Source organism: Bacillus sp. FSL R7-0646 (genome assembly GCF_037969865.1).
Taxonomy (GTDB): domain Bacteria; phylum Bacillota; class Bacilli; order Bacillales; family Bacillaceae; genus Bacillus; species Bacillus licheniformis.
Window position 1 is genome coordinate 1,425,666 of record NZ_CP150217.1, and the last position, 26,403, is coordinate 1,452,068.

Below are 26,403 nucleotides of genomic sequence, written 5' to 3' on the forward strand. Positions count from 1 at the left end.
CCAATCCTATTTAAAGTTTCTTTTAACTAACAATAAGATGAATTTTGTTAAAGTACATATTAATGCGTACCTTCGCAAATTGTTCAGTGACTTTAAATGTTTTGGCGATGAGGTGCGCGTCAAAAAAATAGTCTTGTGGCATTTTCATTCCATGAAGCATAAAAGTAGGGATGCAAAAGTGATATGAGAAGTAATTAGCTTGTCTTTCCTGATAATCTGACCAAAATCTTGGCATTATTTTTTTATCTCCTTCATGTCTGTAAAGATGGCATAGTTCGTGAGCAAAGTCGCCCCACTGTTCGCAGCGGGTTTTCCGGCTATCTAATAAAATTGTATACACGTCATTATACTTGAAAGAACAACTCGGGATAGGCTTGAAATAAACTCTTATGCCTAACATCTCGGCTATACGCTCGAAATTAATTTGATCAGGTGTAATGATGTTAATGCTTCTGTACAAGCTTTCAATCCAATCTTCCAAATGACTGTTTGTGTACATCAAGATGAGGTTCCTCCTTAAAAACTACTCTATACGGAACGAATGTTCGTCTTTTTAATTAAAAGAAAAGCCCTAAAAAGGGCACTTTTTTAATTATTAACTTTTATGGTATGCTTGACGTCCTTTCCGATAGAATCGAAATTGCTATCCTGTGGAGCTTCAATGCGTATTTCGATTGTTTTTAAATCCTTAAGAGAGGACTTTTTCAAAATATATGTACTGTATCCCTCGCTCTTTACTTTGCCTAAGTATTCAGCTTCAACGGCATCAGACGATAACGTTTCAGGTTCCAATTGCTCTTTGGTATTTGTGATTATCTTAGACATTCCCAAAAAGAAATCAACATCTTTTTCTGATGTGTTTTCGGCTGACATTTTAATTATTATTGTGTTGACTTTTTCGCCAACCTTAGCGTTAAAGAAAGAAGCGGACTTTTCATTTTTCGGTTCTACTTCTGCTAAGTCAATGCCGTTAATCTCATATTTCATAGGGCCAGTAGTCCCTTTTATATTTAATTTTTCATCGCTGAAGATATTTTTTACTCTCATGTTCTCATCGTCTTTAATGATTTCATTTCCTTGAGTATTTTCGTTTTTCTGGACATCTTCGTTCTCTGTTTTACTGTTAGAATCTTTGTCTTCATTTGTACTTGTTTTATTACTATCTTCTTTATCTTTTGCAGTTTCAGATGAACTACAAGCCCCTAAAATAATCCCTAAACATAGGGTAAGGGATAGAATTATAAATTTCTTCAATTAAAACCCTCCAGTTCATAAGTATACACATTAATTTGTGATAGGAAAAAATGCGTAATAATTCAAGAGGATTTTACCAGTTTTGACAAATGTCTCATTTTGCTGATAATAGACTTTCTCACTCATGCTTTGATAATTTCCTCTTTGGATGGGGTATTTTTTTCGGAAGAGGATCCCGATCCAATCCGGAAGAGAATCCGGATGAGAGCAAGCGCATAAATCCTTACGTATCAAGGGTTTATGCGCTTGTAAAATTTTACTTTCCGGAAGAGAATCCCGATCCAATCCAGAAGATAATTCGGATCTTATTAGTAAACAGAATTTAAACATAATAAACAATAGATATAGATATATACGTGACCGCCACTGCAAAACTTTTGCTTAGCGGTATTTCTTTATTTCAGAATTGCAATACTTTTGTTTAATCAGATTTCTTTTTGCGCCCTTCTTTTAGTTGCTCCGTAATGATTTCGAGGGCAGCATCTAAAATCTCCTGTGTAACTTCTCCATCACGGGCGGCAAGGAATGTTTTCGGATCATTTAAGATTTTTTTTGCTTCATCCTTAAAAAATTTATCTTGAAAATCTTCGCTTGCATCTCTCAAAAGGAAATCCAATGAGACTCCGAAAAAGTCGGCTATTTTCACCAACGTTTCATGATCAGGTTCCCTTTTCCCTTGCTCATATGATGCGTATGTGGTGCGAGCTATACCTAATTTATCAGCAACATCTTGTTGCTTTAATTTTTTTTCTTCGCGTAATTTTTTTAATTTGGTTGGAAAATTCATAATTTATCGCCTCACAGAAATTGTAACACTCCACACCATTATAACTACACATTTAGCGTAGCGTAAGCGATGACTCGAAAAGAGTAATTTTTTTAAAAAAGGGGTTTACAAGACTCGAAATGCGTAGTATATTATAACCAACGACACAAATTGCGTATCGGAGGTGAAAAAATGGTCACTAAAACCAAACAAAGAACATGGCTAAAACATCAGCGCTTAACAAAAGGATTAACTCAAAAAGATGTAGCTTATAAAGCGAAAATCGCACGGACGACCTACGCCTCTATTGAACAAGGGGAACGTAATGCATCCGTCCCGACAGCGAAAGCAATAGCTGAGATTCTCGATTTTGATTGGACTATTTTTTTTGATGATCAAGTACGCGTTTTGAGTAGTGACAAAAACACAGCATAGGAGGCTGACCAAATGCTTGAAAACTTGAAAAGTGAAATTGAGTTACTCGAACGTCGAAAAGCCACTCTAATGGTCGAGATGGGCAAGCAGAACTTTGATGAATTATCAGATCTGTTGGTAGCAGAGATTCAAAAAAGAGACCTGCCGCCGCATCTCATAATCGACTTTTTTAATTATCTAGGTCGAACTTTTCGATTGGCACATGTACATGAACAAAATCAACAGTGAAAAGAGGCTCATTTTTCCTCTCTTCATGATTTTTACGAAAATGATAATTCAAATTCCAAACAGTCCCTAGTGCATTCTTAAGTTTCTCTGTCATAGCTTCATCTAGTTCTTTACTGCAATATGGACACATTATAGGTAATTGTTTTTCAAAAGAATGCCAAAAAACTTGAAAAGTATTTTCACAGTTGTGGCATTTAACATCTGCTCTTGTTGCCATATTGATCACCACCTTTCTCAGAAGATTTTACCACATGAGAAAGGTTGGCAGATTACAAACCACAGTATAGGAGGCGAACATTTTGGCTAATCTCGGTATCTCACTTGATAACTTACCGAACGAAACGGTTTTCGAGATTGTTAAAGCGCTTTGCGAAAAAGCTTATCAACAAGGCGTGGAGGACGGCGTAAAAAAATATTCGTATCCTCCAATATTAAAAAACACTCATTTGCAAGAGATTTTCCAAATCAAATCGGCAGCGGTGACAAGACTAACCGGAATCGATTCCTTTCCGAAATTGAAAACAATTCAAGCTAGATACCCGCGCGATCTCGTTTTTGAATGGATCAAACACAACTCAACATGGGTTGAAGAGAACACGAATTACATCAAAAAGGAGGCATCAGCGTGAATCAATTACAAACATTCAAAAATGAACTCTTTGAAGTATCCGCAAAAATTGAAAATGATCAAATCTTATTCGATGTCGAGCATGTTGCAAAAAGTCTAGGCTTCAAACAAATCAAAAATAACAAAGAGTACATCAGGTGGGGAACAGTAAACAGATATTTAAGCAAATATCTTTCCCAAGATGTTGGGAAAGGCGATTTTATTCCCGAACCACTGGTTTACAAGCTGGCTTTCAAAGCCTCGAACGAAGTCGCTGAACAGTTTCAGGACTGGTTGGCAATCGATGTCATCCCAACAATCAGAAAAACAGGTCAGTATGTTCCCAAGGTGTTAACCGAGAGAGAGCAGCGCATCGAATCTCTCAAACTCTTATTAGAAACCTCACAGCGTCAGGACGAAATGCAAAAAGCCCTGAACAAACATGAAAATAAGTTGCTCGAACTTAGCGAAAAAGTGGACGAACAGATCACGCTTGATCACGGAGAACAGCGCCGGCTTCAAAAGGGCGTAGCTCGTCGGGTCTATCAATTCACGGATGACAAGAAAGAAGCCGCAAGGCTTTTCAAGGAATTATACCGTGAAATCAAAGATCGATTTGGGGTCACAAGCTATAAAGATGTGAAGCGTAAGGAGCTGTTAACCGCGATCAACTATATTGAAAATTGGGTTCCTCGAAAGGTTTCATAGCCTAACGAGCACCCTCTTTAATGAATTTTACCAAACGAAACACCGTAAAACAGGAGGCGAACATATGGAGAACAACCCGTATAATCTGGATAATTTACCTGCAATTATGCGTGAAGTTCGAAAAAGATACGGACTAAATCAATTTCAGTTAGGAAGGTTACTTGGGGGGAAGGAGCAACAGTATATTTCAGATGTTGAAAATGGATTAATCAAGTTGACACCACAGTTTTGCATTAAGTGGTTTGAGGCATGTGGAGCCTATGAACATATTGACCTTATTCATTACCTTTTCCACCTACACCCGACAGCGGCGGCTCCGATCGATCCAGCATTGAACGAAAGCACCAGTACAGCAGTAATAAACATGACTCATCAGCTGGAAGAAGCGCTTCAAGCAATAAAGCAACTTGCAAAATGGATAGCACGGGACCGGCCCGGTCGATCGGCGGAATTACCAATGAATGAGATTAAGCAAATTTTCGACCTTATCCCTGCAAATAAAACACTGATTTATTCATTGTCCCGGAATCATGGCTTGAATATTAAAGAACTGGCCGATAGATGGACGCGGAAGGCGTTAGTGGATCATGTGGCAATGGCCAGAAAAGAAGAAAGGCAGGCGGTATGAAATGAAGATCAATCAATTTCTCAAAACAGATATTGAGGCGGCAAAAAGAAAAATGGAATCAGTGGAAGATTTGTCGGACATGCTTTCAGAAGCATTACAAGATGGTGATTTTGATGAGGCCATTAGTATGGCGGGAACCATCAAGGTTTTAGCTGAGGATTTAAGCAGAATGGCAAACAAAGCACGATTATATGAAGCAGCTTTAAAAATGCAACAGCGCGAAGTTAGCGTAACTGTAATAGGGAGGGCATTTCATTGAATATCGAACACCCAATGATTACGGAAATTAATCGTTACGGATATCCAAAAGAGTATTTATGGCATGAGGACGAGGAAGAGCAGGAAGATGATGAGGAATAAAAAAGAGCCCACTTGGCAGAGTGGACTCCGGATGATTAGTAAAGAATCATTTATCTAATTGTACCAAATCGCCCCATAAAAAACAATGGAGGTTTAAATATGCCAAAAGCAATTACAGCACCATTTAGTAACAGACGTGAAGATCAGCAGAGGCTTTATAAGGTCGGCGGGTCTATTGTAATCGATAAACAGGGCAGGACGGTTTTCAGTTTCCCTTCAATGGACAAGTATCGAGAGTGGCAGCGGCTCGGGACAGAAGAATATAAAAGAAAGGTGGCGGCAGCACAATGAATGGACTGTCTAAAGTAGATTATTCAGATTACATGCCAGAAAGTCAGCAGACAATGAACGTTACCACGGAGGCAATGGTAAGCCGGCAGGCTCAGGAAGTACAAGCGGCTATGGTTATTGCAAAGAAATTCCCCCGGGATGTTTACGCGTCTTTCGAACGTATCAAAAAAGCCTGTGAAAGAAGATTACTAGCTGAAAATGCGGTTTATGAATATCCACGCGGCGGAACAAAAGTATCTGGGCCTTCTATTCGACTCGCTGAGGCTTTGGCCCAGAACTGGGGAAATATCGATTATGGAATTATGGAACTTGAGCAAAAGGCTGGGGAGTCCTCTGTAATGGCTTATGCCTGGGATCTTGAAACAAATACCCGCCAAACAAAGATTTTCACTGTTAAACATGAGCGAAAGGCAAAGGGGAAGATTACAAAGCTAGATGATCCGCGGGATATTTATGAATTAGTGGCCAATCTGGGAGCGCGGCGTTTACGTGCCTGCATTCTTGGTGTAATACCAGGTGACATTGTGGATGCTGCTGTAGACATGTGCCAGCAAACATTAATCAATGGCCATAAAGAACCTTTGGAAGATCGCCTACGACATGCTTTGATGCTCTTTAAGAAAGAATTCGGTGTGACAAAAGAAATGATACAAGAATGCATCGGCAGTAATTTAGATGCCTTCACTGAACAAGACTATTTGAAAATAGGCAGGATTTATACAGCTCTACGTGATGGAATGGCAAAAAAAGAGGACTATTTCAATATCAAAGTGACAAGCGCCACAAAATCAAAAGCGGAGGAAGATTTTAAAAAACAGCAAGAGAAAAAGGTTTCAGAAAGTAAGGAAAAGGCGGGTGACCCTGCTGATGAGAATACCAAAGCTGAACAAGGAGAACTATTACTCTAACGAAATAGACAAGCATTATATGTCAAATTCTCAGTATAAAAAATTTCTCATATGCGAGGCTGCGACGATGGCTGAGATAAATGGAGAATGGATGCCCTCCACGTCCGAGGCCCTTCTCTTTGGCCAATATGTTCACGCCTGGTTAGAAGGGGAACAGGCTTTTAATGAATTTAAGAAGAACACCCCATCCTTGTTTACTCAAAAAGGCCACTTGTACAAACAGTATCAATTAGCCGACCTAATGATTGAATCAATTCAGAATGACGATCTATGTATGTTCGCTTTGCAAGGTGAAAAGGAGGTTATCATAACGGCCGAATTATTCGGCGTCCCGTGGAAAGGGAAACTGGACGTTTACAACCCAGCTGCAGGCCGTTTCGCAGACCTGAAAACAGCCCGATCCTTGCGTGAAAAGGTTTGGGATCCGGAAATAGGTTACTGCTCTTTTGTTGAAGCATACGGTTATATTGCACAGATGGCACTATATGCCGAGATAGAAAAGCGGATGACCGGACGAAATGAATGGCTGGAACCTCTAATCGTAGGGATATCAAAGGAAGATCCACCTGATAAAGCGGTAATCAATATTGATCAAGTCCGCATGGAAATTGAGCTTGAAGATATTGAAAAAAAGATGGATCGAATTATCCAAGTGAAGTACGGTGGGGAAAAACCAGAACGGTGCGGAAAATGCAGGTATTGCCGGGCTACAAAGCAATTAAACGGCATCATTCATTTTTCGGAATTGGTCAGCTGATGGAAAGAGAACTGATTAAGGTTCCGATCCCCTTCTGCTACAAGTGGATGTCAGAAGGGGCACCGAATCGCGCAAAGCTGTTCCGTGCTTATGTTGAAAGCTATTTGAAGACAAGCGAACCAGGTTTACGCCTAGTCCGCATCAGTGGAATGACAGCACTTTGTAAAAGGAAGTAGGTGAGCAGGATCGATATGCAAGGTTTGGGGTATGTAATCCTGCCCCGGCTACCCTTTAAAGATGGACGCGATGAAACAATTTACGATTATTTGTTCAAAAAGGCGGAGTATCGGCTTGATAAAGAATTAGATCCCGGTCAGACGATCATCAAGCTGGTCGATCTTGCAAAACGTTTCAATTGGTCATCGGATCAGATCAAATATTCCTTGGATCGGATGGTTAAACAGGGATATATAAAGTTGGATCGGTTGCCTCAGAAACGTGGTTTTATTGTAACGGTGGTCAATTACTCCGAACTCATACAGCTTGGCAATTACAACAAGAAAAAAGTCTCGGCGCCAGCACCAACAGATGAAAAGGGGGACGACAAAGACATGGAGACAAACCCATTTCAATTTTTTGAGGATGAAGGGTTCGGCTTACTTTCTTCATTTTTAGCGGACATGCTTAAAGGCTTGATAGACGATTACGGCGAGGAAAAGGTGCTTGATGCAATGAAAGAGGCTGTTAAGCGAAACGCCCGTAATATGGCCTATGTCCAGCGCATCCTACAGTCAAATGAAATTAAGAGCAAGGAGTGGGGAAATGGCTATCCAGCAGCAAAAAAAGCAGGAAACCAAGGCGGTCAGTATAGACATGGCATTCCAAAAAATGATGCAGAGTCTTCGGGAAAGGTCAGCCCAATTTTCGGCCCCGGACGTATCGGGAGAAAAGGCTGAGTACGAATGTGAAACCTGTAAAGATCATGGCATTGTGTTTTATCGGGTTCACAAAGACACGAAATGGAATTATGACGAACGGTTAAAGCAACTTGTGCCGGGGGAAATGGTGCCGGAAGATGATTTCCTTTCTGGCAAGGTTTGTCCACCCGACAAGGCTCGGGAATGGAAAGATACCTATTCCAAACAATGCGACTGTGTGCGTCGAAAGAAATTAGCCCGGCTCATGGCAGCCAGCGGCATCACAGAAGAATTTGAAAAGCTTGTTTTCGGCAATTTTAGAACAGAGGGAAGACCGGATCTGATCAAGGAAGCCTACGATTGTGCAGTGGAATACTTTAAGGACTTTGAAAAGATCCGTGGGGAGCGTTCAAATAGCATCGCTCTACTTGGTCAGCCTGGAAGCGGAAAAACACATCTGCTCATAGCCATCATGAACAACCTCATTAAAAAGAAATTCGTAAACTGCTTGTATTTTCCCTACGTAGAGGGCACAGGCGATTTGAGAAAGGATTTTGACCAATTAGAAACCAAGCTCGACGCAATGCGGAAAGTCGATGTTCTTTTCATTGATGACTTGTTTAAGCCGGCTCAAGGAAAGCCACGTGCAACTGAATGGCAGATCGAACAAATTCAATCAGTCGTGAATTATCGTTATCTGAATCATCTGCCTTTGCTTGTCTCTTCAGAGCTGACAACGGACGAACTGTTGGACATTGATGAGGCTCTCGGTTCCCGAATCCATCAAATGTGCCGTGAATATACGGTAATCATCAAGGGCGATAGGATGAAATTAAACTATAGATTGGGAGACTAGTGATGAAAAAAGTTCAAATCAATCGATTAATGCCGGGAGTGTTTGAGGTAACGCGGCAGCAGGGAAACGGGCAGGACTTAACCCCGGTTATCCGAGTGTTGGAAGACAAAATCAAACAAATGGAGTTGATTCAGAGTGCTTAAAGCACTGCTGGCGCTGTTGTCGATCCTGCTGCTTGCCGGATACAGAGAAAGACAAATTATACAATGGATCGAAAATGACGGGAGGTAGAGGAATGAAAGTATGGCATTGTACGTCATCTGATAGTAGACCATGTGTCATGTGTAATCGAAAGACAGGAACCTATAAAACGTATGAGCAAGCAAACATGAATATAAAAATCCCGTTGTGCGATACGGAGGAACGGGATTGTTACCGGAAAGTGGATGTCAAAAAAATTGCAAATGAAGCTCTACGTTCTATCAAAAAATCCATTCAGGAGGTAGAGGGATGACAATCAATTTAAAAGTGATACAGGAGAAGCCGAAAGGGCTTTCTGTAGATGATATACAGGATGGGTACTTTCTTGTTAGAGGTAATGCGGTGTGGGTGATTAAAAAACATCCTTGTGATTTTACTTTAATCGAATTAGGTACTTTTCAACTATACCTTAGATCAAAAGCTGATTTAGAGGATTTAATTAATAGCCAGAGCGACATGAAAATTTTAAGCCCAAAACAAGTTAATTTAAATATCGGTTTCCAGTGGAGAGATTAACGGGAGGTTACGATGCGAGCGAATAAATTCAACGCCAAGAAAACACAGATTGACGGTATCAAATTTGATAGCAAGGCCGAAGCCCAATACTACTTACAGCTTAAATGGCTCAAGCAGGCAAGGCAGATCAAAGACTTTAAGGTCCAGCCTCGGTTTCTGCTGCAAGAAGCATTCAAAAAGAACGGAAAAACTATTCGGAAGATTGAGTATGTCGCAGATTTTGAGGTCCATAACTTGGACGGCAGCACCGAGATTATCGACATCAAAGGCGTTGAGACAGAGGGCTTCAAAATTAAACGCAAGCTATATGAACGACGATATGACACACCTCTAAAAGTCTTAGCCCATGATGATTCGTTTGGCTTTATAGAAATAGACAAGCTGAAAAAAATCAAAGGAAAGGCGGAGAAAACCACTGCAAAACGTAATTATCGCCGACGATCGGCCGTTGTGGGTTCGAGAGGAAGATAGAATCATGGTTTGCATGACGCGTTGTTCCAAGTTTAAGAGGTGCGCCAGCCGCTTAGGAGCGGATTGTAAGAGGCTCGGCGGCTCTGAAATACCGAAAATCAACGGAAAAATGGCAACCTGAACAGTATTAAAAAAGCACCGAAGCGCGCGGCCTCAGTGCCCTGATATGAACTGGTACTTCTATCATAGCACAAGGGGGCTGCCAAATGTACAAACCAGAGCGAATAAATTTGAACAATGATTTAAGCTTCACAAAATCTATTGAGTCGGGGAAAGTCCGCGTCATCGTGTTAGATGGGAAAAACGGCACGGCGCACATCATGGATGCCCCGGAGCATGGTAAATCTATTATTCAAACGATAGACGGTAGTTTTAAGCGTGTAGATCATGAATTAGGCTTTAAAGCTGAATAGATGCAGGGGCTTTCCCTGCAAGGGAGGATCGACCTTGACATTAAAAGGAACCTGTCTCACCTCTGAATTTTCAACGCTTGTGGAGGGGGAGAATTACTTCCTGTTCCCTTTGGGTGAGACTCATTACTATGTATCAATTTTTGATTCTATCAATTCACATAGGGGAGCCTATCAAAAAGAACATTTCAGAGTGCTTTCAGAAGAGTATCCGCCGGAACCACCAAAAGGTGATTATGCACATTTGGATAGATCGAAAGTTTACCAGGCTGAATTGATTTGGAGAACAAAGGGGTATGCTTCGTCCGCCCCGTTAGGGACATATTTTATTGAACCTAGACGTACCCACTGCGCCTTTTTTAAAGACATAGAGTTAAAACAGTGTGAGGGCATTTTCCCATTGCATTGGTTTGTAAATTTTAAAGAGGTAGAGCGGAAATCAACATCTCAAGAAATCACAGAATTACCACAGGAGCAGTGGGAGCAGTTGAGTTTATTTTAAATAAATAGCAGGGTATCCCTGCGGGGGAGGAACATAATGAAAACAATTCCAGCAATAGCATTTAAAGCAAAGAATAAGCGGAACAGGTATTTGTGTGATGGGCCAGATTGTGGCGATTGGTCAGATGAAAACTTGGACGTTACAAACATAGAGGACGCCTTGTGCTTAGTGAGAAAAGACAAAGAAAGGCTGACAGATGATGACGTCGATAGCTTTTTTCATAAGCTTCAGTTTTTGGATTGGGTAGATGCTATGGGCATCAAAGAACATTATGACCCTGATCATATCGATCTGACAGAAGCGCAATTCAACGTCATTAAAAAGCGGAATGATTGGGGGACTGATGACTAATGAAAAATATCAAAAGACTCATCGTCCGGCTAATCGGGCGGAAAAAGAAGGAACAGAAAAAAGTTTTGAGTGGTGGAAGCTGATATGAGAATCATCAAAAAAGAAGTCAATTCACAGTACGGCGGACTATTCAAAAAGGTGTTTATTCAAGAAAAGGTTAAGGAAAACGACCGCGAATTGATCCAAGAAACAAACACGACTTATATCGCGGGTATCCCGGTTAGATCGGTGACAGAAACACGGCCGTGGGGTGTAAAAGATGCAATTTTGCAGGCGTGGGGATCGGCGAAATGAAGGAAGTCAAAGCGCTGCTGTCCATCCTGCTGCTGGCCGGATACAGGGAAAAACAGATCGAACAATGGTTACAAGATGACGGGAGGTAAGGGGAATGAAACAAGTTAGGTTTAAATTCGGGGACATCATCGAAAATGGTTGGGCCGGTGAGAAAAACCCGACGAAAAAAGGGATATTTGTAAGGCATAAACGGGGAACAATCGAATTAACCGACGGTAAAGGGAAGTTTTGGGAGGTTCGCCACAAAGCAGACCATAGAAACACCCGGATCGGAAGCATTTATGAAAATCCTGATCTATTGGAGGCGGCGGAATAATGCCAAGTACAGAGCAAATAAAACGAATGGTTGATATTAATGATTTGATAAAGTTTATCGCAAGCATTGATAGACGTATTTTCTATTGTAAGTCAAAGGATCGGATAGCGCATTTCAGATTTAGAACAAAGCTGTTTTTCGTGGATGGAAACACGGGGGACGATGTTTACCCGTATCAATTAGGCTATGAAGCAAAAGGTTTTTCGTATGGCGGCAATATGTGGGAGCTGATCAATAGTTTTAGGTGCTTCATTATTACCGGAAAGCCAGGCGATTTAAGGGATTATAAAGAAATATGGGCCTACAGTAAGGAAGGCTGTATGAAAATTCGTCAAAAGGCAAAAGAAATAGGATTTATTGCAACAACTGATTATCCTTATAGTTTGCGAGAATGGATGGAGGCGGCGGAATGACACTTTTACAATCTTCATTACTCCATACAATCAAGGCTCAGCGGGATAACATGATGACCATTGACGAGCTGGCCAATATGTACGCACTTCACCCGGATTATGTGAAATCGATCATTGAACGAACGGACGGGCTGGCGATTAAGGGTAATGTGGTTTATGCTCCGAAACAATCCTTCCTGCTACCGGCGATAGGGGCTGTCGGGTTGTTCGTTACTGTGGCAGTTCTCCCTCAGTTAATAGCGGGATGAAAGGATTGTTAAGGAAGTATGAATCTCCCTAATATGATTAATTGACAATATGATCAAATAGTAAGAAAGATCAATTAAGGAGGCGGTGTCTGTGATCGAATACAGCTGCAGTGAATGTGATTACACCGAGTTAGATATAGAAATCCGCCCGAATGCCTGTTGCCCCGTCTGTGGGCAGCCGATGAGTGCAGAAGAGGAATTTTGTGAGCAATAAAAAAGCGGCCGCAGGCCGGGAGGGGGAACCAATATGAAAAAATTCATTGCAACTATCGTCATTTTACTACTTGTCGCAATTATTGCTGGCTGTGAGTCCTGGGACAGAATGGTGAAAGATATTGATTCATCACATAACGGTTTGGAGCGGACAGCAACCGTCTACGATCAGAGCGGGAATAAGATCAAAACTTATAAAGGGAAGTTTGATGTCGAGATCAACAACTATGGAAATAAAGTCAAATTCGATCTGAACGGCAAGCGAATCATGATCAATAATGCTGTTGTGATTGTGGAAGAAAACTAAAGGGGGAGAAATCAATGAAATACTACGAAATCCATGAACCATATTATGCATTGCTTGCGGCAGAGGACGAAAAGAAAGCGGCTGAGGTGTATGTCAAGTGGGTTGCTGCTGATGATGGGACATTGAAATACAACATCAAAGAAGTTAGTCGGCAATATGCGCTTGGGCTTGTTGGGGATTCGGTTTTTCAATCTAAGCCTGAATTGAGTGTCGCGGAGTTTGTGAGGGACTTTGACGATAGAGAAAACACTTATTTATTGTTCAGTAGAGGTCTGGCATGATATTAGATTTTTTTGCTTGGTTCGGAATGGGGTGTGTCATCGGGCGCATACTTGCTTGGATCTTAAATAGGATGAGTAAGGCATGATCACAGCATTCAAAATCATCTTGTTAATGATCATAATGATATCATTTTTGTCTGCGATTGCTGAGGAAGAACAAGCAAAACGAGATAATATGACGGCTATCTGCATAGCCTCCATGTTTAGTCTTGTTGTCGCGTTTATTGTGCTTTGATAAATAACATTAGGAGGAAAAATCGATGAAAAACCTATTTAAAATTATTGTTACGCTGTCACTTTTGATTTCTGGAACGCTTTTATTCTCACAATCTGCGGCGGCTGTCTGGTCGCCGTGGCAAAAGGAAGCATTCGGCCATACTGCGAGGATTTTCACAGACGACACGAATTACTATTCGGGAGCAAAAACAGTTGACTGGCGAGCCGAAAAGAAAGGATCAAGCACACTTTACTACACAGCAGGCGTCTATAAAAAACGTTCTGGCGGCGGCTTAACTGATACAAATCTGGTGCAGCGGGGATACTTCAAGCACTCAACGCCGTTAAAGTCTTTCAGTGTCAGCGAGATTCGAAAGCGCACCGGTAAAGGGTCATATGTCATTCAGCTTGATTGTTACACGGACCCAGCCAAAAACAAATACATCGGCACTTTCGAATCCAAACAGATTTATATTAAATGAATTGTAATGGTGTAAGTTACAGATGCGGAGTGATGGAAATTAAAGGTCTGAACATTATAAAAGGGGTTTTGATTTTACTCGGTGGCGCCTTTGGATCAGTTACTTGTGGACTTACCGACCGATGTTTGGGGAAACGGTGACAATCGTCGTTTTCACCCTGGGATTAGTGTTTGCGACGGAGATTAGGAACTTGTTTTTCGGATTACTCTTCGTGCTTATCAGCGGCTTTGCTCTCGGCCTTTATGGATATATGTATCTGGATAGCTTCAAACAATTGCTTGTAATGCTGTTAGTCTCTTTGCCAATGGTATCAGCAATGTTCCTGCATGTGGCGGAGCAAGAGTCAAAATAAACAGGGGGATGCGTTTGAAAGACTCCGATAAAAAAATTTTGGACTAGAAATGTAGATCATTGTCTTTATTTGTCGAATATGTACTCAAATTTAAAATCACTGCTATAGTTGATTTAGATCTAATTACACAAATAATTATTGAATTTGGGTATTAACTGAACAAATAAGGAAAGGATAGAGTAGAATGGTCTTCAAAGAAAAAAATTTGCCGCCACAATGTCCACCTGCAGATGCAGTTCAAAGGGATGTTGAACCAGTATACAGATTCATTGAAAATGATACTCTACAAGAGATTGACTTTCTCAGTCACAGAGAAAGAAAATTACCTTATAAACACCCAGAGAAAGAATGCGAAGCAGCTGCTATCTCATTTTATACTACCGAACAAGCTGCTGAAGGGTTGCGTAAAAAGTTCAAAAATTTCAAGAAGAAAGTTTTAATTAAAGGAAAAATAACCGAAGAATGTGGAATACATAAAACAGAAAATTATCATCTTAATTTATGGCTATTCCAAGATGTTAATATGTTGAATGTTTTCCCGGTGGAATGAGAGGAGGTTTAAAATGAAAATACAAATGTATTCGGACTTCAAAGACCTGAAAATCATCCATATTTTCGAATACTATGATTTTCCTTTATTTTTCATTTCGAAATCTCCTTCTAATGAATATTATCTAAATTATTATATCGAAGAAACTGAAGATAATATAGATAAATGGCTATTTTGCAGAATTTCTGTTATTGAGTGCAAAAGTTTATTGGAACAAAGAATTTCGGTTTTAGAATTATTAAACAAACTGTACCAAAAAAGGCGTTTACATCATCTTTTTATAGATCCCTCTATAACTGAACCTAATACAGAACTAAATATTGAAGTTGTTGACGCAAATAATTTTGATTCTGAAAGTTTTCCAGAAGAAGATTTTTATGTAGAGTATGATTATGTTACAAATCAGAAATTAACAAAAGTTCAAGAAGAAATTATAGACAGCAAATTTAAACTGGTTCTTAAGGATTTTCAAAATAGCCATGACATAGGTTTGGATTTTCTCTTGGATATTTTCGGGAACTTCAAAAAAACAATGAATGATATTGCAAAAGATGTTGGAAAGAAGTTAGTAGGCGAAGGCTTTTCTGAAGAGATTAAACTTAGAGTTGACTCATTACAACCGTCATCATTTGGAGTTTGGATAAAAATGGAGTCTGATGACATATTCGAGGTTCCAGAAAAATCGTTAAGCCATCTTTTTGAAATTATACAGGATATTACAACAAAAAGTAAAAAAGAAATCGAAGAACAGATTTTTCTTGATGAGTCTTATTCATTTGAAAGCATAAAGAGTTTAAAAAATATGCTTGCAAAGGTATCTGAAAATAAATACACGTTTAAGTTGGAAGGGAATACAAAATCTAATGGTGAATCTAAAGTAGTTACTTTTGGAGAAAATTCATATGAAAAATTAGATATTTTAATGAATATTCTTAAAGAGAATAGTGAAATTACTTATGAGGATATTGAAGTGGAAGGTGAACTAACAAGTGTAAACACTGCTTATAATCAGTTCAGAGTTTCCACAACCTCAATTGGTGACATTAAAGGGAAAATAGCACCAGAATTATTTGCGGACTTGAAAAATAGAAACATACAATTCCGAGTACCAAGTGTTATAAAAGCGACAGTTAGAAAAGAAATAATAAAAGACTTAGTAGAGGATACAACGAAAATAAAGTACGAATTAACTGATTATAAACAGCCGGAGGAGTAGGATGGATTTTAAAAATATCACTCTATAATCGAATATAGTCCAAGACGGAAAGCCTGCGGACACTGAACTTACAGCATTTACGCTGTTTGTTTGGTGTCCGTTTTTTATTATCGCAACTTTTCAGTCACACCCCGCGATCACTAGGGTATCAAAAGGAGGCTGAAAATATGAAAAAGTTAAAAAAGAACACACAAAGAAAGCCGGAGAAATTCACTGAACGGGATTTAAGGAACCTGATGGATACAAACAAGCCTATCTACAAAAGAGCCAAAGGCGGGGCATTCAGACAACGATGAGGGGGATTGATCATGAATAAGAAAGAGATCGAAAAGTTGATTAGTAGCTATCATTGGATGGCAAAAGAGGTCCGGAGGTTGCAAAGGGTGCTTTACGGTTCTGATATCCCTATGCGGAGCTGGGGCGTTGCTCAATACGGTTTGGAGGCAGCTATGCCAAAGGGAAGCCCTGGCAAGAGTCAGGCAGAGCTGAGGGATATGGATTTGAGAGAAGAACGGCTTTTTAAACGCCTTGAATACTTTGAGGACCGCGTATATGCGATAGAAGTGGCAGCCTCGAAAATCGCAGGAGAACAGCACAAAGTGATTTATGATTGCATGATGGAAGGAATGAGCTATCGAGCCATTGGTCTCCATCTAGGTATTTCGCGCGAAACTGTACGGAGAATGAAAGATGAAATAATCAACCAATTGTGCCAAGATTGCCGCTTTGTGCAGTTGTTGAATCCTGAAAAATCCGTTGTGTAAAATGGAAGGCAGGACGGGGAGGCAGGTTCCCCTGGTTAACCACAATACAAAATATTGAGGGAATGTGTTTTCGTTCGACAAATTTTGCAAAGTGTTTATTTTTCCATCTCTTTTCCGATATCAAGGCGGGAGGTGAATGAAATGAAGTTACAAGTAGTGCTTAAATTTAAGGACGGTATGATTTTTAAATCAGAGATTGATGGTACTGAAGGGGATTTTATAAAAACGATTCTTAACGGAAAAAAGAATAATGCAACTATTACACTAAATGAGAGTATAGTTAGAAAATATGATGAACTGTACTCTGTCGAGTTTGTTTTGTAAATTTAAAGCATCCTGCGGGGTGCTTTTTTATGTTCTCTGTAAACCGTGTCCAGTGAATCTCAGGATAGACAATCGGCGGCTAAAGAAGGCCCCTGAGTGTGGGCGCGGTTTAGAGAGAATAAAAAACACTCCAAAGAGTGCTTCATTTATTACCTTTCCAGTCTTTATCAAAGACAAAATTTATTGAAAGAACAGATGCTTTTTGGGAAATTTTTCGATTGCAGTTAGGGCAAGTGGTGTTAAATCTTTCAGCGAATGGATATTCACCTTCATACTCCATTGTGTACGGTTGCCCGCATAAACATTTATTCTCATATTTACGTATCAACAATTTCATCACCTCTTATTTATTTCCGGCATCACAATATTTTTTTACAGGAAGGAATTGTGTTGCCTATTTGCAGACCTAAATTAATTATAGATGAGGTTAGACGGAGAGAACAACTCCAAAAAGAGTTGTTCAAGGAATTGAGAATCAACCCAGCAAGTTTAGCTCTTGGATAATTACAAAACAAACACAACCGAGAAGGGGGCGGCGGGTGAATGTAGATGGCCGAAAAGCACATTCAAGCACAGAAAGATTACGTCAAAGGAATGAAATACAAGGACCTCGCCGAAAAGTACGGGGTGTCAGTGAACACCATTAAGTCATGGAAAAGGCGGCACGGTTGGGAAAGAAAAAAGGGTGCACCCTCTGAAAAAAGTGTGCACACAAAAAAGGTAGGTGCGCCACCCGGCAATATGAATGCTTTGGGGAACAAAGGTGGCGCAGCACCAAAGGGAAATCAGAATGCTGTGACTCATGGCTTTTTCTCCAAGTTTCTTCCGGAGGAAACGCTTGAGATCATGGAAGAGATTCAGGAACGCAGCCCTGCCGATATGATATGGGATCAAATCCAGATCCAATACGCGGCCATTATCCGGGCGCAACGGATCATGTTTGTAAAGGATAAGGATGACACAGCCAAGGAGCTGTCAAAAGTGAAAGGTCTGATCGTCGGCGACGACATCAAGTACGCCGAAGAAAAGCAGTACGAAGTACAATTCGCTTGGGACCGTCACGCAACCTTCCTGAATGCTCAATCGCGGGCTATGGGTGAGCTACGGAGCTTGATAAAGCAATTTGATCAGCTAGCGCATGAAGAAGATGAGCGGCGGCTTAAACTTGATCAAATGCGTTTGAACATCGAGAAAACGAAAGCCGAAGTCGAGCGACTGAACGACAATGAAAATGACTCAACATTTGAAATTATCATCAAGGATAAAGGTGAGCGATGATGGAAAAAGAAGTGAACCCCCGTTTCAGGGACTTTCTTTTTGATTGGTCGCAGAAATTTTATTTTCTCGTCGGTGGTTACGGATCATCCAAAAGCTATCATGTAGCCCTGAAATTGATTTTGAAGCTACTGCAGGAAAAGCGGACAGCCTTAGTCGTCCGGGAAGTTTATGATACGCACAGGGATTCGACTTTTTCCCTGATTGAAGAGATCATCACAGACTTAGGGCTTGAAAACAAAATCCGGTGCGTCAGCTCACCGATGCAAATACGATTCCCAAATGGCAGCAAGATCATTTTTAAAGGGATGGATAAGCCAGCAAAGCTGAAATCGATCAATAACGTATCAATTGTATGGGTTGAAGAGTGTTCAGAAGTTAAATATGACGGATTTAAAGAGCTGTTGGGGCGTTTGCGGCACCCGAATTTAAAGCTTCATATGATCCTATCAACAAACCCTGTAAGCAAAGGGAACTGGTCGTATAAACACTTTTTCAAAGATGACGTAAATCAGTTCTTTGTCTTGGATGACGAAGAGCTGTACAAAAAGAAAACAATCATAAAAAATAACACCTATTATCATCACTCGACAGCCGATGATAATTTATTTCTGCCTAAAAGCTATATCGAGCAGCTGGAAGACTTGAAAACTCACGATCCAGACCTATACCGCATCGCCCGGAAAGGTCATTTTGGCGTGAATGGGGTTCGGGTTTTTCCTCAGTTTGAGGAGTGGCCACACGATGAAGTTATGCAGGCCATCTCGAACATTGACCGTCCCATCAAGCGGGTAGGCATGGACTTTGGTTTTGAAGAATCCTATAACGCTGTAGTCCGGCTTGCGGTGGACCATAAGAAAAAATATCTCTATGTCTACTGGGAGTATTACAAGCGAGGAATGACGGATGACCGAACTGCAGAGGAACTCCAAGAATTCAAGAAAACCCAGGAGCTTATCAAAGCTGATTCAGCAGAACCTAAAACGATTCAGTATTTCCGGCAGCAGGGTTTCAATATGGCGGGAGCACATAAGTTCCAAGGTTCGCGCCTGCAGTATACGAAAAAGATCAAGCGGTTCAAAAAAATCATTTGTTCCGATCAGTGTAAAAACACTATTTTTGAACTTAAGCCGCTGACCTATAAAAAGGACAAGCTGGGTAACATCATTGAAGATGAATTCAAGATTGATCCTCACACTCTTTCAGCCATCTGGTACGCCCTAGATGATTACGAGGTCACCGATCTGAAGGAGAAACCAAAAATCCGGCCGCGGCCAAATAGAGAGAGGAGGTAAAGCATGGCTCAACAATCTGTGAAAGCCACCGTGTTCAAAGCGAATGCGTCGAGCGAAACGACTAAACAGATTTATGAAGATCAGTTCACCTATCAAGAAAATGACATCATTGCGCCGCCTTACAATTTGAAGGAACTGAAAAGTATCGCAGAATATTCGACGATTCTGCAGCAATGCATTCATGCCTATAAGACAAATATTCTCGGCTTTGGCTTTGATGTGGAATACACCTTTGATATCAATGGGGATGATGTACAGTCTGAAAAAAAGCAGGCTGCGGAAAATGACTGGACACGGCTTGAGGAATTTATCCGCTACCTTCATTTTGACGAATCGGCCGAAATTATTGTCGGGTATGCTATAGAAGACCGGGAGAAAACCGGAAACGGATTTCTAGAAGTCCTCCGCAACGGGGCCGGGAAACCAGCGGGAGTTGAATACCTGGACGTTAAAAGCATGAGGGTGTGTCACTATACGGAGCCGATCGAAGTAGAATTCACATTTCGGGAGCACAATGAAATCAAAACGATGAAGCGGAAGAAAAGATTCCGGAAGTACGTTCAGATGGTAGATGGAAAACAGGTCTTCTTCAAGGAATACGGGGATCCGCGAATTATGAATTTGCGGACTGGCAAATATGAAGCCAACACTCCAGAGGAGCTTCAAGCTAACGAAGTCATTCACTTCAAGCTCGGCAGCGGTGCTTATGGCGTTCCCCGTTGGATTGGACATATTGTAAATCTATACGGGGCCAGAAAAGCGGAAGAACTGAATTACATGTATTTTAAGCAAGGGCGCCATATCCCGGCAGCCATCACAGTCGAAAACGGGATGCTTTCTGAATCCTCTTATCAACAGCTTCAGGAGTACATGAATGACCTTGAAGGCACAGAAAACGCTCATAAATTCCTCCTGCTTGAAGTAGAGGGAATACCAACTGAAAAGGGCATTACCGGCGAAGAGGATGTGTCCTCCGTCAAAGTTGATATTAAGTCCCTGGGCGAAATTCTGCAGCAAGATGCCCTATTCCTTGAATATGACGAGAAAAGCAGAAGCAAGCTGCGTTCTGCCTTCCGCTTGCCACCGCTTTATACAGGGGAAGCACACGAGTATAACAAGGCGACGGCGGATACCGCTCGAAAAATCACAGAAGAACAAGTCTTTCAGCCAGAAAGGAAGATCATAACCGGCAAACTGAATAATTTGTTTCTGTCTGATTTGAATATTTATCATGCTCAGCTTACTTTAAAAGGTCCAGACTTCCGTGATCCGATGGAGATTGCCAAAGTGTTAGGGCCTTTTATTAATGCCGGCGCTGTATCTCCCAACGATCTACGGGATCTGGCTGGCCGCGTGCTTGGGAAAACACTTGAAGAATGGCCGGAGGATGAATACAGCCGGCCGCTTGGTAAAGCTCAAAACAATTCTTCTGATCCGCTGCAGGCTCTTTTTCAAAAATCAAAAGACAATCGTTCAGAGGATTTGATCATGTTGCTGAAAGATATGAGGGATGTCCTCGAGGAGCTGAAGCAAAATGAATAAGACCGATCAGCTTTTAAACATTCTGAACGTCTTTATTCGAAAGGCCGAGGAAGATGATGAAAAATCACTCGTGGAGGTTATACCTGATTTCCCCGGCCTTTCTAAAATACCCGGTTATGTTCAGGAATATGAAAAAAAGGTCGCCAGATTGCTCAGGCGCCAGCGTAAGAAGTTTTTAAGTGGTCTGAATGATTTTGTAAGCAAAGACTCAAAAGAGACGTTAGAAGCCATTCTGGTGTATTTTACGCAGAATCTATTTGCAGGGGACGACTTCGAGGAGCAATTTCAAGAGCTGACAGAAGGTTTCCTTCAGCAGACCATTGAGGAGCTGGCTTCTGTCATCATGGATTCATTGGATCCGGAAGTCCCGTTTAAAATTCTTTCGAGTCGTTCAACTAATTGGATCAAAGGCTGGTCTGAAGAGCTGGCCGAGATTATGAAATTAAATACCCATGAGGCGGTAGAAAATGTGCTGACAGAAGCCATTGAGAACGGTTCTTCTATTCAGGACATTGAATTGACTCTCCGGGACTTGCCGCAGTTTGATAGACCTCGAGCGCGGACAACAGCCATAACGGAAGTGCTTGCCGCTTCCTCTGCAGCGCAGCAGGAGGCTTATTCTCAATCGCCGGCTGTCATCGGGAAAAAGTGGAGGCACAGCGGAGGAAAGAAAAACAATCCTCGTGAAAATCATATGGCACTCGATGGAACTGTTGTTGGTGTAGACGAAGAATTCACGATCCCGGGCAGCGGTGAGACTTGCATGCATCCGAGGGATTCAAAACTCTCAGCTGCAGAGCGGGTTCATTGTCATTGCGTTCTAACACCTGTGGTTGATCACAAAATTTTAGGGTTGTCAGCTGAGGAAAAAGAGGCTATTCGATCAAATACTTCAGTAGAGTATAAAACTTTTTAAACTTCTTTTATAATATCCAGTAGAGATATGGAATATAAAAGGAGTTTTTTTTATGCTTGCCCAATTTTTCAAAGATTTTGCTCCGCTTATTGGAGCAATAGCTTCAGCATTATTGATAAGTTATTTTGGAAGGTTGAATAAAAAATCTGAACAAGTTCAGGAGCAATTAAATGTAAGTTTAAATGAAGTATGTGAGCCTTTGCATACAGAATTGGAAAAGGTTTTTAAAACCTTAGACTATAAAGAGAGGGAAGAAAGATTAAATAATTTTTTCACGAAAATAACAAACGGAGAATTCTCTCTTGTTAAATTAGCTAATAGAGCTATTATTGAACGTATTTTCAGAGTCGAGAAGTATTATTACAAATACAAGAAAACTGGAAAAGCAAAAGATTGGAGTGATTTTTGGGAACAGTTTTTGATATTAAGGTTGGAGATTCATAATGAATATTGGGAGAATTTCCATGCTCTATATAAGGACACTATGTGGCATAGATTTATTAAGAGGATTAAAAATCCTTTATTAAGTGTTATACTTCAAATCCTTAGAGTATCTCATCAGCTTTTAATTGTCTTGATAATTCTGGGGACTGTAGCTTTATATCTAATTCTTTATGATGCTTTCTTTAGTGATAAGCAGTTAAAAGAGTATCTTCGTGTAGTTGTTTACTTTCTTTATTGGTGTATTGTTTTATTCATGCTTAATTACTTATGTTTATTTAGTTACCATCACTTACTAACTCAAGAGGAAAATAAAATTTCTAAGTTTTTAAGAGGGAAATTTCCAAGAATATGGGGGTTCTTAAATGATGAAGAAAGACTTAAAAGAAGAAAAGTGAAAAAGAAGACAGATAAAATGAAAAAAGATCACTTTAAGAATAAAAAACAAGATAGTTTCTAAAGAAAAGAGGTGAACAATAGTGCCCCGAGAATTAAATTTTAGAGTTGTCTGCAAAAAAGGAAGAGATTCGAAGAGAAGCCTTAGCAAATATGGAATAAAGTAGTATAATATCCTCATAACTTTTTGGGAATGAGGGGAAGTATGAATCAATTAGAGTTTTGGTCATCTGTTATTAAATCTATTACCTGGCCGATTGTTGTTTTGACAACAATGTTGATATTCAAAAAGCCTGTGACTGAGTTAATCGAAAAAGTAGCTAACTTTAGTCTTAAATTTAGAGGTTTTGAAGCTACTTCTAATTTTAGTCAAGGACTCCAAAAAGCTGCATTAGAGTTGGAGGGTCCTGATACGGATCAATCTGAGTCAGATGCTTCTCAAACAAATGAAAAGCAATCGCCAAAAAGTTCAAATGCTGATTTGAAAGGTTCTTTAGTAATAAATAATGATGGTTCAAATGCTAACTTTTATAACATAGCCAGTGAAGCTCCCTATCTAGCAATCATTATGTCCTTTCAGTTACTTGAACAAGAATTAAACTCTGTCATAAAAAAATTAAATATAGATTCAAAAAACGTAAAATATCACGCTGTTGGTATAATGAAACAACTTGTTAATAAAGGTTATTTGGACCAAAATTATTATGAGGGTTTTAGAGAATTAAATAGCTTAAGGAACTATGCGGTACATAATCCTGTTGAAGCCCAAAAACTAAGTTATACGGATGCTATTAAGTACAATAGGTTAACTAAAAAATTAATTAAGAGACTCCAAAATATACATGTTAATTAAAAGATCTTCAAACATGAAGGTCTTTTTATTTTGAAAGGAGGTGAACAACATTGCCACGAGAATTGGTAAACGCTAAAATCACACATGTTTCCTACGTAGACAAGGCTGCTAATCAAAAGCAGTTCTTTTTTATGAAGTCAGAAAAACAGCCTGATTTTCAGAAAGAAATCAAAGTCCTGACAAAAGCGGAGGATGAAAAAAAGCTTGTATACGGCATCGTATATGAACCAGATACGCCCGACGCACACGGTGACTTCATGACCGCTGTCGAAATCGAGAAAGCAGCCCATGGATTCCTGAAGGATGCCAGGGAGATTGATAATCAGCATGATTTTCAAGGCGGTGTCGGTGAAGTGGTGGAATCCTATGTCGCGCCGGCGGACTTTGAGGTCAATGGTGAAACCATAAAAAAAGGATCCTGGGTGCTTGTCACAAAAGCTTCGGATGAGGTTTGGGAACAGATCAAAAAAGGCGACATCACCGGATATTCAATGGCTGGGACCGCCGAAACAATCGAAAAACAAAAAGAGAAGCCTTTTTCTCATTCTGCCAATGAAGAGAAAGGGCTTTTTAATTTGCTGAAAAACTTCTTTACAAAGGGAGAAGTTCAGGATCGATTTAACTACGGACGGAGCGGCCGCGAATTTTGGGCTGCTCAAGATGCGTTGAACTCAGTTCTAATTAATTGGGGTTCTCCTAATGAGGAGATGGAAAACGATCCTGAAAAAATCAGAGAAGCCCTGCAAGACTTTGTGAATATCGCCCAGGAGATATTGATTGCTGATGATATTCAGAAGGCGATCGGGCCAAAACCGGAAGAACTCCAAAAGGCTGGCCGTAAAATCTCGGCTGCTAACCTACAGGAAATTAAAAGCGCTCATACTGCACTTGGCAATTTGCTGAGTCAGGCAGAAGTCGAAGAGGAGGAAGACGAGTTGAAAAAAGAAGATATTGAGAAATTGCTTGATGACAAATTAAACCCGATCACTAAGCGACTTGATGAAATTGAAAAGGAAGCGGAATCTGCAGAGGACGACGGAGAGGGTGAAGAACAAGAACAGTCCGTCATCAAACAAATGGATGAGCTGCTTGAACAAAAGCTCTCACCTATTCAAGAGCGGTTGGAAGCTGTTGAAAAGAGCCGCAGTCTTTCAAAACAAGTCGGGGATGACCAAGTATTAGACCAAGAAGAAGTCAAAAAGTCCGTTTGGGACGGCTTACTTTAAAGGAGGAAAACGATGAGAAACCAGGAGATTATCAACAAGGCAGAAATGACGCTCGCTTCACTGAAAAGCGGCGGGCTGATGAATCCAACTCAAGCGTCAACGTTTATCCGTATGGTGCAAGACACGCCAACAATTTTAAATGATGCCCGCGTCATTCCGATGGACCACGATGCACAGAAATTTGAGAAGATCGGTTTTGGCCAGCGTATTTTGAGGGCAGCAGAGGAAGGAAAGTCACTTTCTTCTGATGAAAGAGCTGTTCCAACTACAAGTACGATCGGTCTGAACGCAAAAGAAGTCATCGCAGAAGTCCACATCACGTATGACACTCTCGAAAACAACATCGAAAAAGATGGCCTGCAAAACACCATCATGCAGATGCTGGCTGAGCGCGTAGCAGTGGATATCGAGGAATTGATCATTAACGGTGATTCAAAATCAGATGATTCATTCCTTGCACAAATTGATGGAATCCGTAAGCAAGCCCAATCTCACATTGTGGATGCTGCGGGGGGAGAGTTGTCACGGCAAATTTTCAAACGGGGTTATAAGGCTGTACCGCCTAAATATTTGCGCGTGCCGCAGCAATTCCGTTTCTATACTTCACCAGGTATCGAAGTTGAATGGAAGGATAAGGTGGCCGATCGTCAAACCAACTTAGGGGATGCTGCTGTTCAAGGCGGGCTTTCTTCTGCTTTTGGTGTGCCGATCAAGGGAATTGCAAACATGCAGCCATATTCCACCGGCGAAGGAGAAAAAGCGATCGATGTATCAGACGTCATTTTGACTCATCCGAAAAACATCGTGCTCGGCTTCTCCCGTAATATCCGAATTGAAGTCGATAAAGATATCCGCCGCCGAAAATTCATTATTGTTTTGACTGCAAAACTGGATAGTGTGTTTGAGGAAGAGGACGCGGTAGCCAAAATCATCAAGGTCAAAGAGTAGGTGAAGACGTATGGCAGATACCTATAAAGCGCAGCTGATCAAAGGGAAAACTTACGATGTCATGGACTATGTTTTTACCCTGGGTGCAGAGCGAGACGTCAAGAAATCGGTGTATCTCTATCTTAAAGACAATGAACAGTTTGATTGCAAATTGATCAAAGAAAAAGAAGAGAAAGAAGACCCCGAGACTGATGGCAAGTCCAAGGATGATGGCGCAGAAGACAGCGGCGAATCGAAGGAAGAGGAAACGGCCGCTAAAACATCAGCGACGTCCTCTGCTTCAAAAACATACACAGAATCAGAATTGCGAGGCATGACGAAGGCGGGACAAGAGGACATTATCTCTGATCTTGGCGGCGATCCTGCTGCGTTCAAAAACGCAGATGAAAGGATTGCTTTCATCCTGCAGAAACAAGGGGAGTGACGCGG

Annotated in this window: 41 protein-coding genes; 37 read left to right on the forward strand and 4 right to left on the reverse strand. The window is 40.8% G+C overall.

Annotation, left to right across the window (positions count from 1 at the left end; translation table 11 throughout):
- Nucleotides 1-22: 22 nt before the first annotated feature.
- The 3 genes from MKY62_RS07190 to MKY62_RS07200 all read right to left on the reverse strand — a co-directional run bounded on the left by MKY62_RS07190 (nucleotide 23) and on the right by MKY62_RS07200 (nucleotide 2,041).
- Nucleotides 23-502, reverse strand: coding sequence for an ImmA/IrrE family metallo-endopeptidase (locus MKY62_RS07190; RefSeq protein ID WP_016886663.1), 480 nt, complete (start codon nucleotides 500-502; stop codon nucleotides 23-25).
- A gap of 86 nt (nucleotides 503-588) precedes the next feature.
- Complete coding sequence (locus MKY62_RS07195; RefSeq protein ID WP_016886662.1) at nucleotides 589-1,254, reverse strand: hypothetical protein; 666 nt, start codon at nucleotides 1,252-1,254, stop codon at nucleotides 589-591.
- Nucleotides 1,255-1,675: 421 nt separating this feature from the next.
- Nucleotides 1,676-2,041: a helix-turn-helix domain-containing protein gene (locus MKY62_RS07200; RefSeq protein ID WP_016886661.1), complete on the reverse strand. Its 366-nt coding sequence runs from the start codon at nucleotides 2,039-2,041 to the stop codon at nucleotides 1,676-1,678.
- Nucleotides 2,042-2,212: 171 nt separating this feature from the next.
- Here MKY62_RS07200 and MKY62_RS07205 point away from each other — a divergent pair, with 171 nt between their 5' ends.
- On the forward strand, nucleotides 2,213-2,455 hold the full coding sequence (locus tag MKY62_RS07205; protein ID WP_016886660.1) for a helix-turn-helix transcriptional regulator: 243 nt from the start codon (nucleotides 2,213-2,215) through the stop codon (nucleotides 2,453-2,455).
- Between the two features lie 169 nt (nucleotides 2,456-2,624).
- Here the strand turns inward: MKY62_RS07205 and MKY62_RS07210 are convergent, their stop codons facing one another.
- Nucleotides 2,625-2,900 (reverse strand): hypothetical protein, encoded by a 276-nt coding sequence (locus tag MKY62_RS07210; protein ID WP_141533819.1) that lies wholly within the window; start codon nucleotides 2,898-2,900, stop codon nucleotides 2,625-2,627.
- Nucleotides 2,901-2,982: 82 nt separating this feature from the next.
- Here MKY62_RS07210 and MKY62_RS07215 point away from each other — a divergent pair, with 82 nt between their 5' ends.
- The 36 genes from MKY62_RS07215 to MKY62_RS07390 all read left to right on the forward strand — a co-directional run bounded on the left by MKY62_RS07215 (nucleotide 2,983) and on the right by MKY62_RS07390 (nucleotide 26,398).
- On the forward strand, nucleotides 2,983-3,312 hold the full coding sequence (locus MKY62_RS07215; protein WP_016886658.1) for a hypothetical protein: 330 nt from the start codon (nucleotides 2,983-2,985) through the stop codon (nucleotides 3,310-3,312).
- Entirely contained in the window at nucleotides 3,309-3,998 is a 690-nt protein-coding gene (locus MKY62_RS07220; protein WP_016886657.1) for an ORF6C domain-containing protein, read from the forward strand. Before MKY62_RS07215 ends, MKY62_RS07220 begins: the two co-directional genes overlap by 4 nt.
- Before the next feature lie 64 nt (nucleotides 3,999-4,062).
- Complete coding sequence (locus tag MKY62_RS07225) at nucleotides 4,063-4,626, forward strand: helix-turn-helix transcriptional regulator (protein ID WP_016886656.1); 564 nt, start codon at nucleotides 4,063-4,065, stop codon at nucleotides 4,624-4,626.
- 1 nt (nucleotide 4,627) lies between these two features.
- Nucleotides 4,628-4,885: a YqaH family protein gene (locus MKY62_RS07230; RefSeq protein ID WP_016886655.1), complete on the forward strand. Its 258-nt coding sequence runs from the start codon at nucleotides 4,628-4,630 to the stop codon at nucleotides 4,883-4,885.
- 200 nt (nucleotides 4,886-5,085) lie between these two features.
- Complete coding sequence (locus MKY62_RS07235) at nucleotides 5,086-5,277, forward strand: hypothetical protein (protein WP_016886653.1); 192 nt, start codon at nucleotides 5,086-5,088, stop codon at nucleotides 5,275-5,277.
- A complete protein-coding gene (locus MKY62_RS07240) occupies nucleotides 5,274-6,185 on the forward strand; it encodes a hypothetical protein (protein WP_016886652.1) in 912 nt (303 codons plus the stop codon). The genes MKY62_RS07235 and MKY62_RS07240 overlap by 4 nt, the downstream gene beginning before the upstream one ends.
- Nucleotides 6,145-6,942: a PD-(D/E)XK nuclease-like domain-containing protein gene (locus tag MKY62_RS07245; RefSeq protein ID WP_016886651.1), complete on the forward strand. Its 798-nt coding sequence runs from the start codon at nucleotides 6,145-6,147 to the stop codon at nucleotides 6,940-6,942. Before MKY62_RS07240 ends, MKY62_RS07245 begins: the two co-directional genes overlap by 41 nt.
- Before the next feature lie 185 nt (nucleotides 6,943-7,127).
- Nucleotides 7,128-7,838, forward strand: coding sequence for a DnaD domain protein (locus MKY62_RS07250; protein WP_029326538.1), 711 nt, complete (start codon nucleotides 7,128-7,130; stop codon nucleotides 7,836-7,838).
- Entirely contained in the window at nucleotides 7,756-8,655 is a 900-nt protein-coding gene (locus MKY62_RS07255; protein ID WP_085960461.1) for an ATP-binding protein, read from the forward strand. The genes MKY62_RS07250 and MKY62_RS07255 overlap by 83 nt, the downstream gene beginning before the upstream one ends.
- A gap of 2 nt (nucleotides 8,656-8,657) precedes the next feature.
- Nucleotides 8,658-8,798 (forward strand): hypothetical protein, encoded by a 141-nt coding sequence (locus tag MKY62_RS07260; protein ID WP_016886648.1) that lies wholly within the window; start codon nucleotides 8,658-8,660, stop codon nucleotides 8,796-8,798.
- A gap of 307 nt (nucleotides 8,799-9,105) precedes the next feature.
- Nucleotides 9,106-9,372 carry a hypothetical protein gene (locus MKY62_RS07265; RefSeq protein WP_016886645.1) on the forward strand — a complete coding sequence of 89 codons (267 nt, stop codon included), beginning with the start codon at nucleotides 9,106-9,108 and terminating at the stop codon, nucleotides 9,370-9,372.
- Nucleotides 9,373-9,384: 12 nt separating this feature from the next.
- On the forward strand, nucleotides 9,385-9,843 hold the full coding sequence (locus MKY62_RS07270) for a DUF1064 domain-containing protein (protein WP_016886644.1): 459 nt from the start codon (nucleotides 9,385-9,387) through the stop codon (nucleotides 9,841-9,843).
- 206 nt (nucleotides 9,844-10,049) lie between these two features.
- Nucleotides 10,050-10,256, forward strand: a complete 207-nt coding sequence (locus MKY62_RS07275; RefSeq protein WP_016886643.1) for an XtrA/YqaO family protein — start codon at nucleotides 10,050-10,052, stop codon at nucleotides 10,254-10,256.
- 34 nt (nucleotides 10,257-10,290) lie between these two features.
- Nucleotides 10,291-10,755, forward strand: a complete 465-nt coding sequence (locus tag MKY62_RS07280; protein WP_016886642.1) for a hypothetical protein — start codon at nucleotides 10,291-10,293, stop codon at nucleotides 10,753-10,755.
- 36 nt (nucleotides 10,756-10,791) lie between these two features.
- On the forward strand, nucleotides 10,792-11,106 hold the full coding sequence (locus MKY62_RS07285; protein ID WP_016886641.1) for a hypothetical protein: 315 nt from the start codon (nucleotides 10,792-10,794) through the stop codon (nucleotides 11,104-11,106).
- 84 nt (nucleotides 11,107-11,190) lie between these two features.
- A complete protein-coding gene (locus MKY62_RS07290; protein ID WP_016886640.1) occupies nucleotides 11,191-11,400 on the forward strand; it encodes a hypothetical protein in 210 nt (69 codons plus the stop codon).
- Nucleotides 11,401-11,494: 94 nt separating this feature from the next.
- A complete protein-coding gene (locus MKY62_RS07295; RefSeq protein ID WP_016886637.1) occupies nucleotides 11,495-11,716 on the forward strand; it encodes a hypothetical protein in 222 nt (73 codons plus the stop codon).
- Nucleotides 11,716-12,129 carry a hypothetical protein gene (locus MKY62_RS07300; protein ID WP_339614021.1) on the forward strand — a complete coding sequence of 138 codons (414 nt, stop codon included), beginning with the start codon at nucleotides 11,716-11,718 and terminating at the stop codon, nucleotides 12,127-12,129. Before MKY62_RS07295 ends, MKY62_RS07300 begins: the two co-directional genes overlap by 1 nt.
- Nucleotides 12,126-12,377, forward strand: coding sequence for a hypothetical protein (locus MKY62_RS07305; RefSeq protein WP_016886635.1), 252 nt, complete (start codon nucleotides 12,126-12,128; stop codon nucleotides 12,375-12,377). Before MKY62_RS07300 ends, MKY62_RS07305 begins: the two co-directional genes overlap by 4 nt.
- A gap of 247 nt (nucleotides 12,378-12,624) precedes the next feature.
- Nucleotides 12,625-12,897: a DUF5052 family protein gene (locus tag MKY62_RS07310; protein WP_016886634.1), complete on the forward strand. Its 273-nt coding sequence runs from the start codon at nucleotides 12,625-12,627 to the stop codon at nucleotides 12,895-12,897.
- Between the two features lie 14 nt (nucleotides 12,898-12,911).
- Entirely contained in the window at nucleotides 12,912-13,178 is a 267-nt protein-coding gene (locus MKY62_RS07315) for a hypothetical protein (RefSeq protein WP_016886633.1), read from the forward strand.
- A 260-nt stretch (nucleotides 13,179-13,438) separates the two neighbouring features.
- Entirely contained in the window at nucleotides 13,439-13,876 is a 438-nt protein-coding gene (locus MKY62_RS07320; RefSeq protein WP_016886630.1) for a hypothetical protein, read from the forward strand.
- Nucleotides 13,877-14,412: 536 nt separating this feature from the next.
- A complete protein-coding gene (locus tag MKY62_RS07325; RefSeq protein WP_016886628.1) occupies nucleotides 14,413-14,778 on the forward strand; it encodes a hypothetical protein in 366 nt (121 codons plus the stop codon).
- Nucleotides 14,779-14,791: 13 nt separating this feature from the next.
- Complete coding sequence (locus tag MKY62_RS07330; protein WP_016886627.1) at nucleotides 14,792-15,994, forward strand: DUF6575 domain-containing protein; 1,203 nt, start codon at nucleotides 14,792-14,794, stop codon at nucleotides 15,992-15,994.
- A gap of 167 nt (nucleotides 15,995-16,161) precedes the next feature.
- Entirely contained in the window at nucleotides 16,162-16,290 is a 129-nt protein-coding gene (locus MKY62_RS07335) for a hypothetical protein (RefSeq protein WP_016886626.1), read from the forward strand.
- A gap of 12 nt (nucleotides 16,291-16,302) precedes the next feature.
- Nucleotides 16,303-16,758 (forward strand): sigma factor-like helix-turn-helix DNA-binding protein, encoded by a 456-nt coding sequence (locus MKY62_RS07340; RefSeq protein WP_016886625.1) that lies wholly within the window; start codon nucleotides 16,303-16,305, stop codon nucleotides 16,756-16,758.
- Nucleotides 16,759-16,899: 141 nt separating this feature from the next.
- On the forward strand, nucleotides 16,900-17,082 hold the full coding sequence (locus MKY62_RS07345) for a hypothetical protein (protein ID WP_016886624.1): 183 nt from the start codon (nucleotides 16,900-16,902) through the stop codon (nucleotides 17,080-17,082).
- A gap of 549 nt (nucleotides 17,083-17,631) precedes the next feature.
- Nucleotides 17,632-18,360, forward strand: coding sequence for a phage terminase small subunit (gene terS, locus MKY62_RS07350; protein ID WP_016886623.1), 729 nt, complete (start codon nucleotides 17,632-17,634; stop codon nucleotides 18,358-18,360).
- A complete protein-coding gene (locus MKY62_RS07355; RefSeq protein WP_146335247.1) occupies nucleotides 18,360-19,652 on the forward strand; it encodes a PBSX family phage terminase large subunit in 1,293 nt (430 codons plus the stop codon). The genes terS and MKY62_RS07355 overlap by 1 nt, the downstream gene beginning before the upstream one ends.
- A 3-nt stretch (nucleotides 19,653-19,655) precedes the next feature.
- Complete coding sequence (locus MKY62_RS07360) at nucleotides 19,656-21,194, forward strand: phage portal protein (protein ID WP_016886621.1); 1,539 nt, start codon at nucleotides 19,656-19,658, stop codon at nucleotides 21,192-21,194.
- Nucleotides 21,187-22,110 carry a phage minor head protein gene (locus tag MKY62_RS07365; RefSeq protein WP_016886620.1) on the forward strand — a complete coding sequence of 308 codons (924 nt, stop codon included), beginning with the start codon at nucleotides 21,187-21,189 and terminating at the stop codon, nucleotides 22,108-22,110. Before MKY62_RS07360 ends, MKY62_RS07365 begins: the two co-directional genes overlap by 8 nt.
- A gap of 52 nt (nucleotides 22,111-22,162) precedes the next feature.
- Nucleotides 22,163-23,011 carry a hypothetical protein gene (locus tag MKY62_RS07370; RefSeq protein WP_016886619.1) on the forward strand — a complete coding sequence of 283 codons (849 nt, stop codon included), beginning with the start codon at nucleotides 22,163-22,165 and terminating at the stop codon, nucleotides 23,009-23,011.
- Between the two features lie 141 nt (nucleotides 23,012-23,152).
- Complete coding sequence (locus MKY62_RS07375) at nucleotides 23,153-23,800, forward strand: HepT-like ribonuclease domain-containing protein (RefSeq protein WP_016886618.1); 648 nt, start codon at nucleotides 23,153-23,155, stop codon at nucleotides 23,798-23,800.
- Nucleotides 23,801-23,850: 50 nt separating this feature from the next.
- Nucleotides 23,851-25,026 carry an XkdF-like putative serine protease domain-containing protein gene (locus MKY62_RS07380; RefSeq protein WP_016886617.1) on the forward strand — a complete coding sequence of 392 codons (1,176 nt, stop codon included), beginning with the start codon at nucleotides 23,851-23,853 and terminating at the stop codon, nucleotides 25,024-25,026.
- A gap of 12 nt (nucleotides 25,027-25,038) precedes the next feature.
- Complete coding sequence (locus MKY62_RS07385; RefSeq protein WP_016886616.1) at nucleotides 25,039-25,974, forward strand: phage major capsid protein; 936 nt, start codon at nucleotides 25,039-25,041, stop codon at nucleotides 25,972-25,974.
- Between the two features lie 10 nt (nucleotides 25,975-25,984).
- A complete protein-coding gene (locus MKY62_RS07390; protein WP_016886615.1) occupies nucleotides 25,985-26,398 on the forward strand; it encodes a YqbF domain-containing protein in 414 nt (137 codons plus the stop codon).
- Nucleotides 26,399-26,403 lie beyond the last annotated feature (5 nt).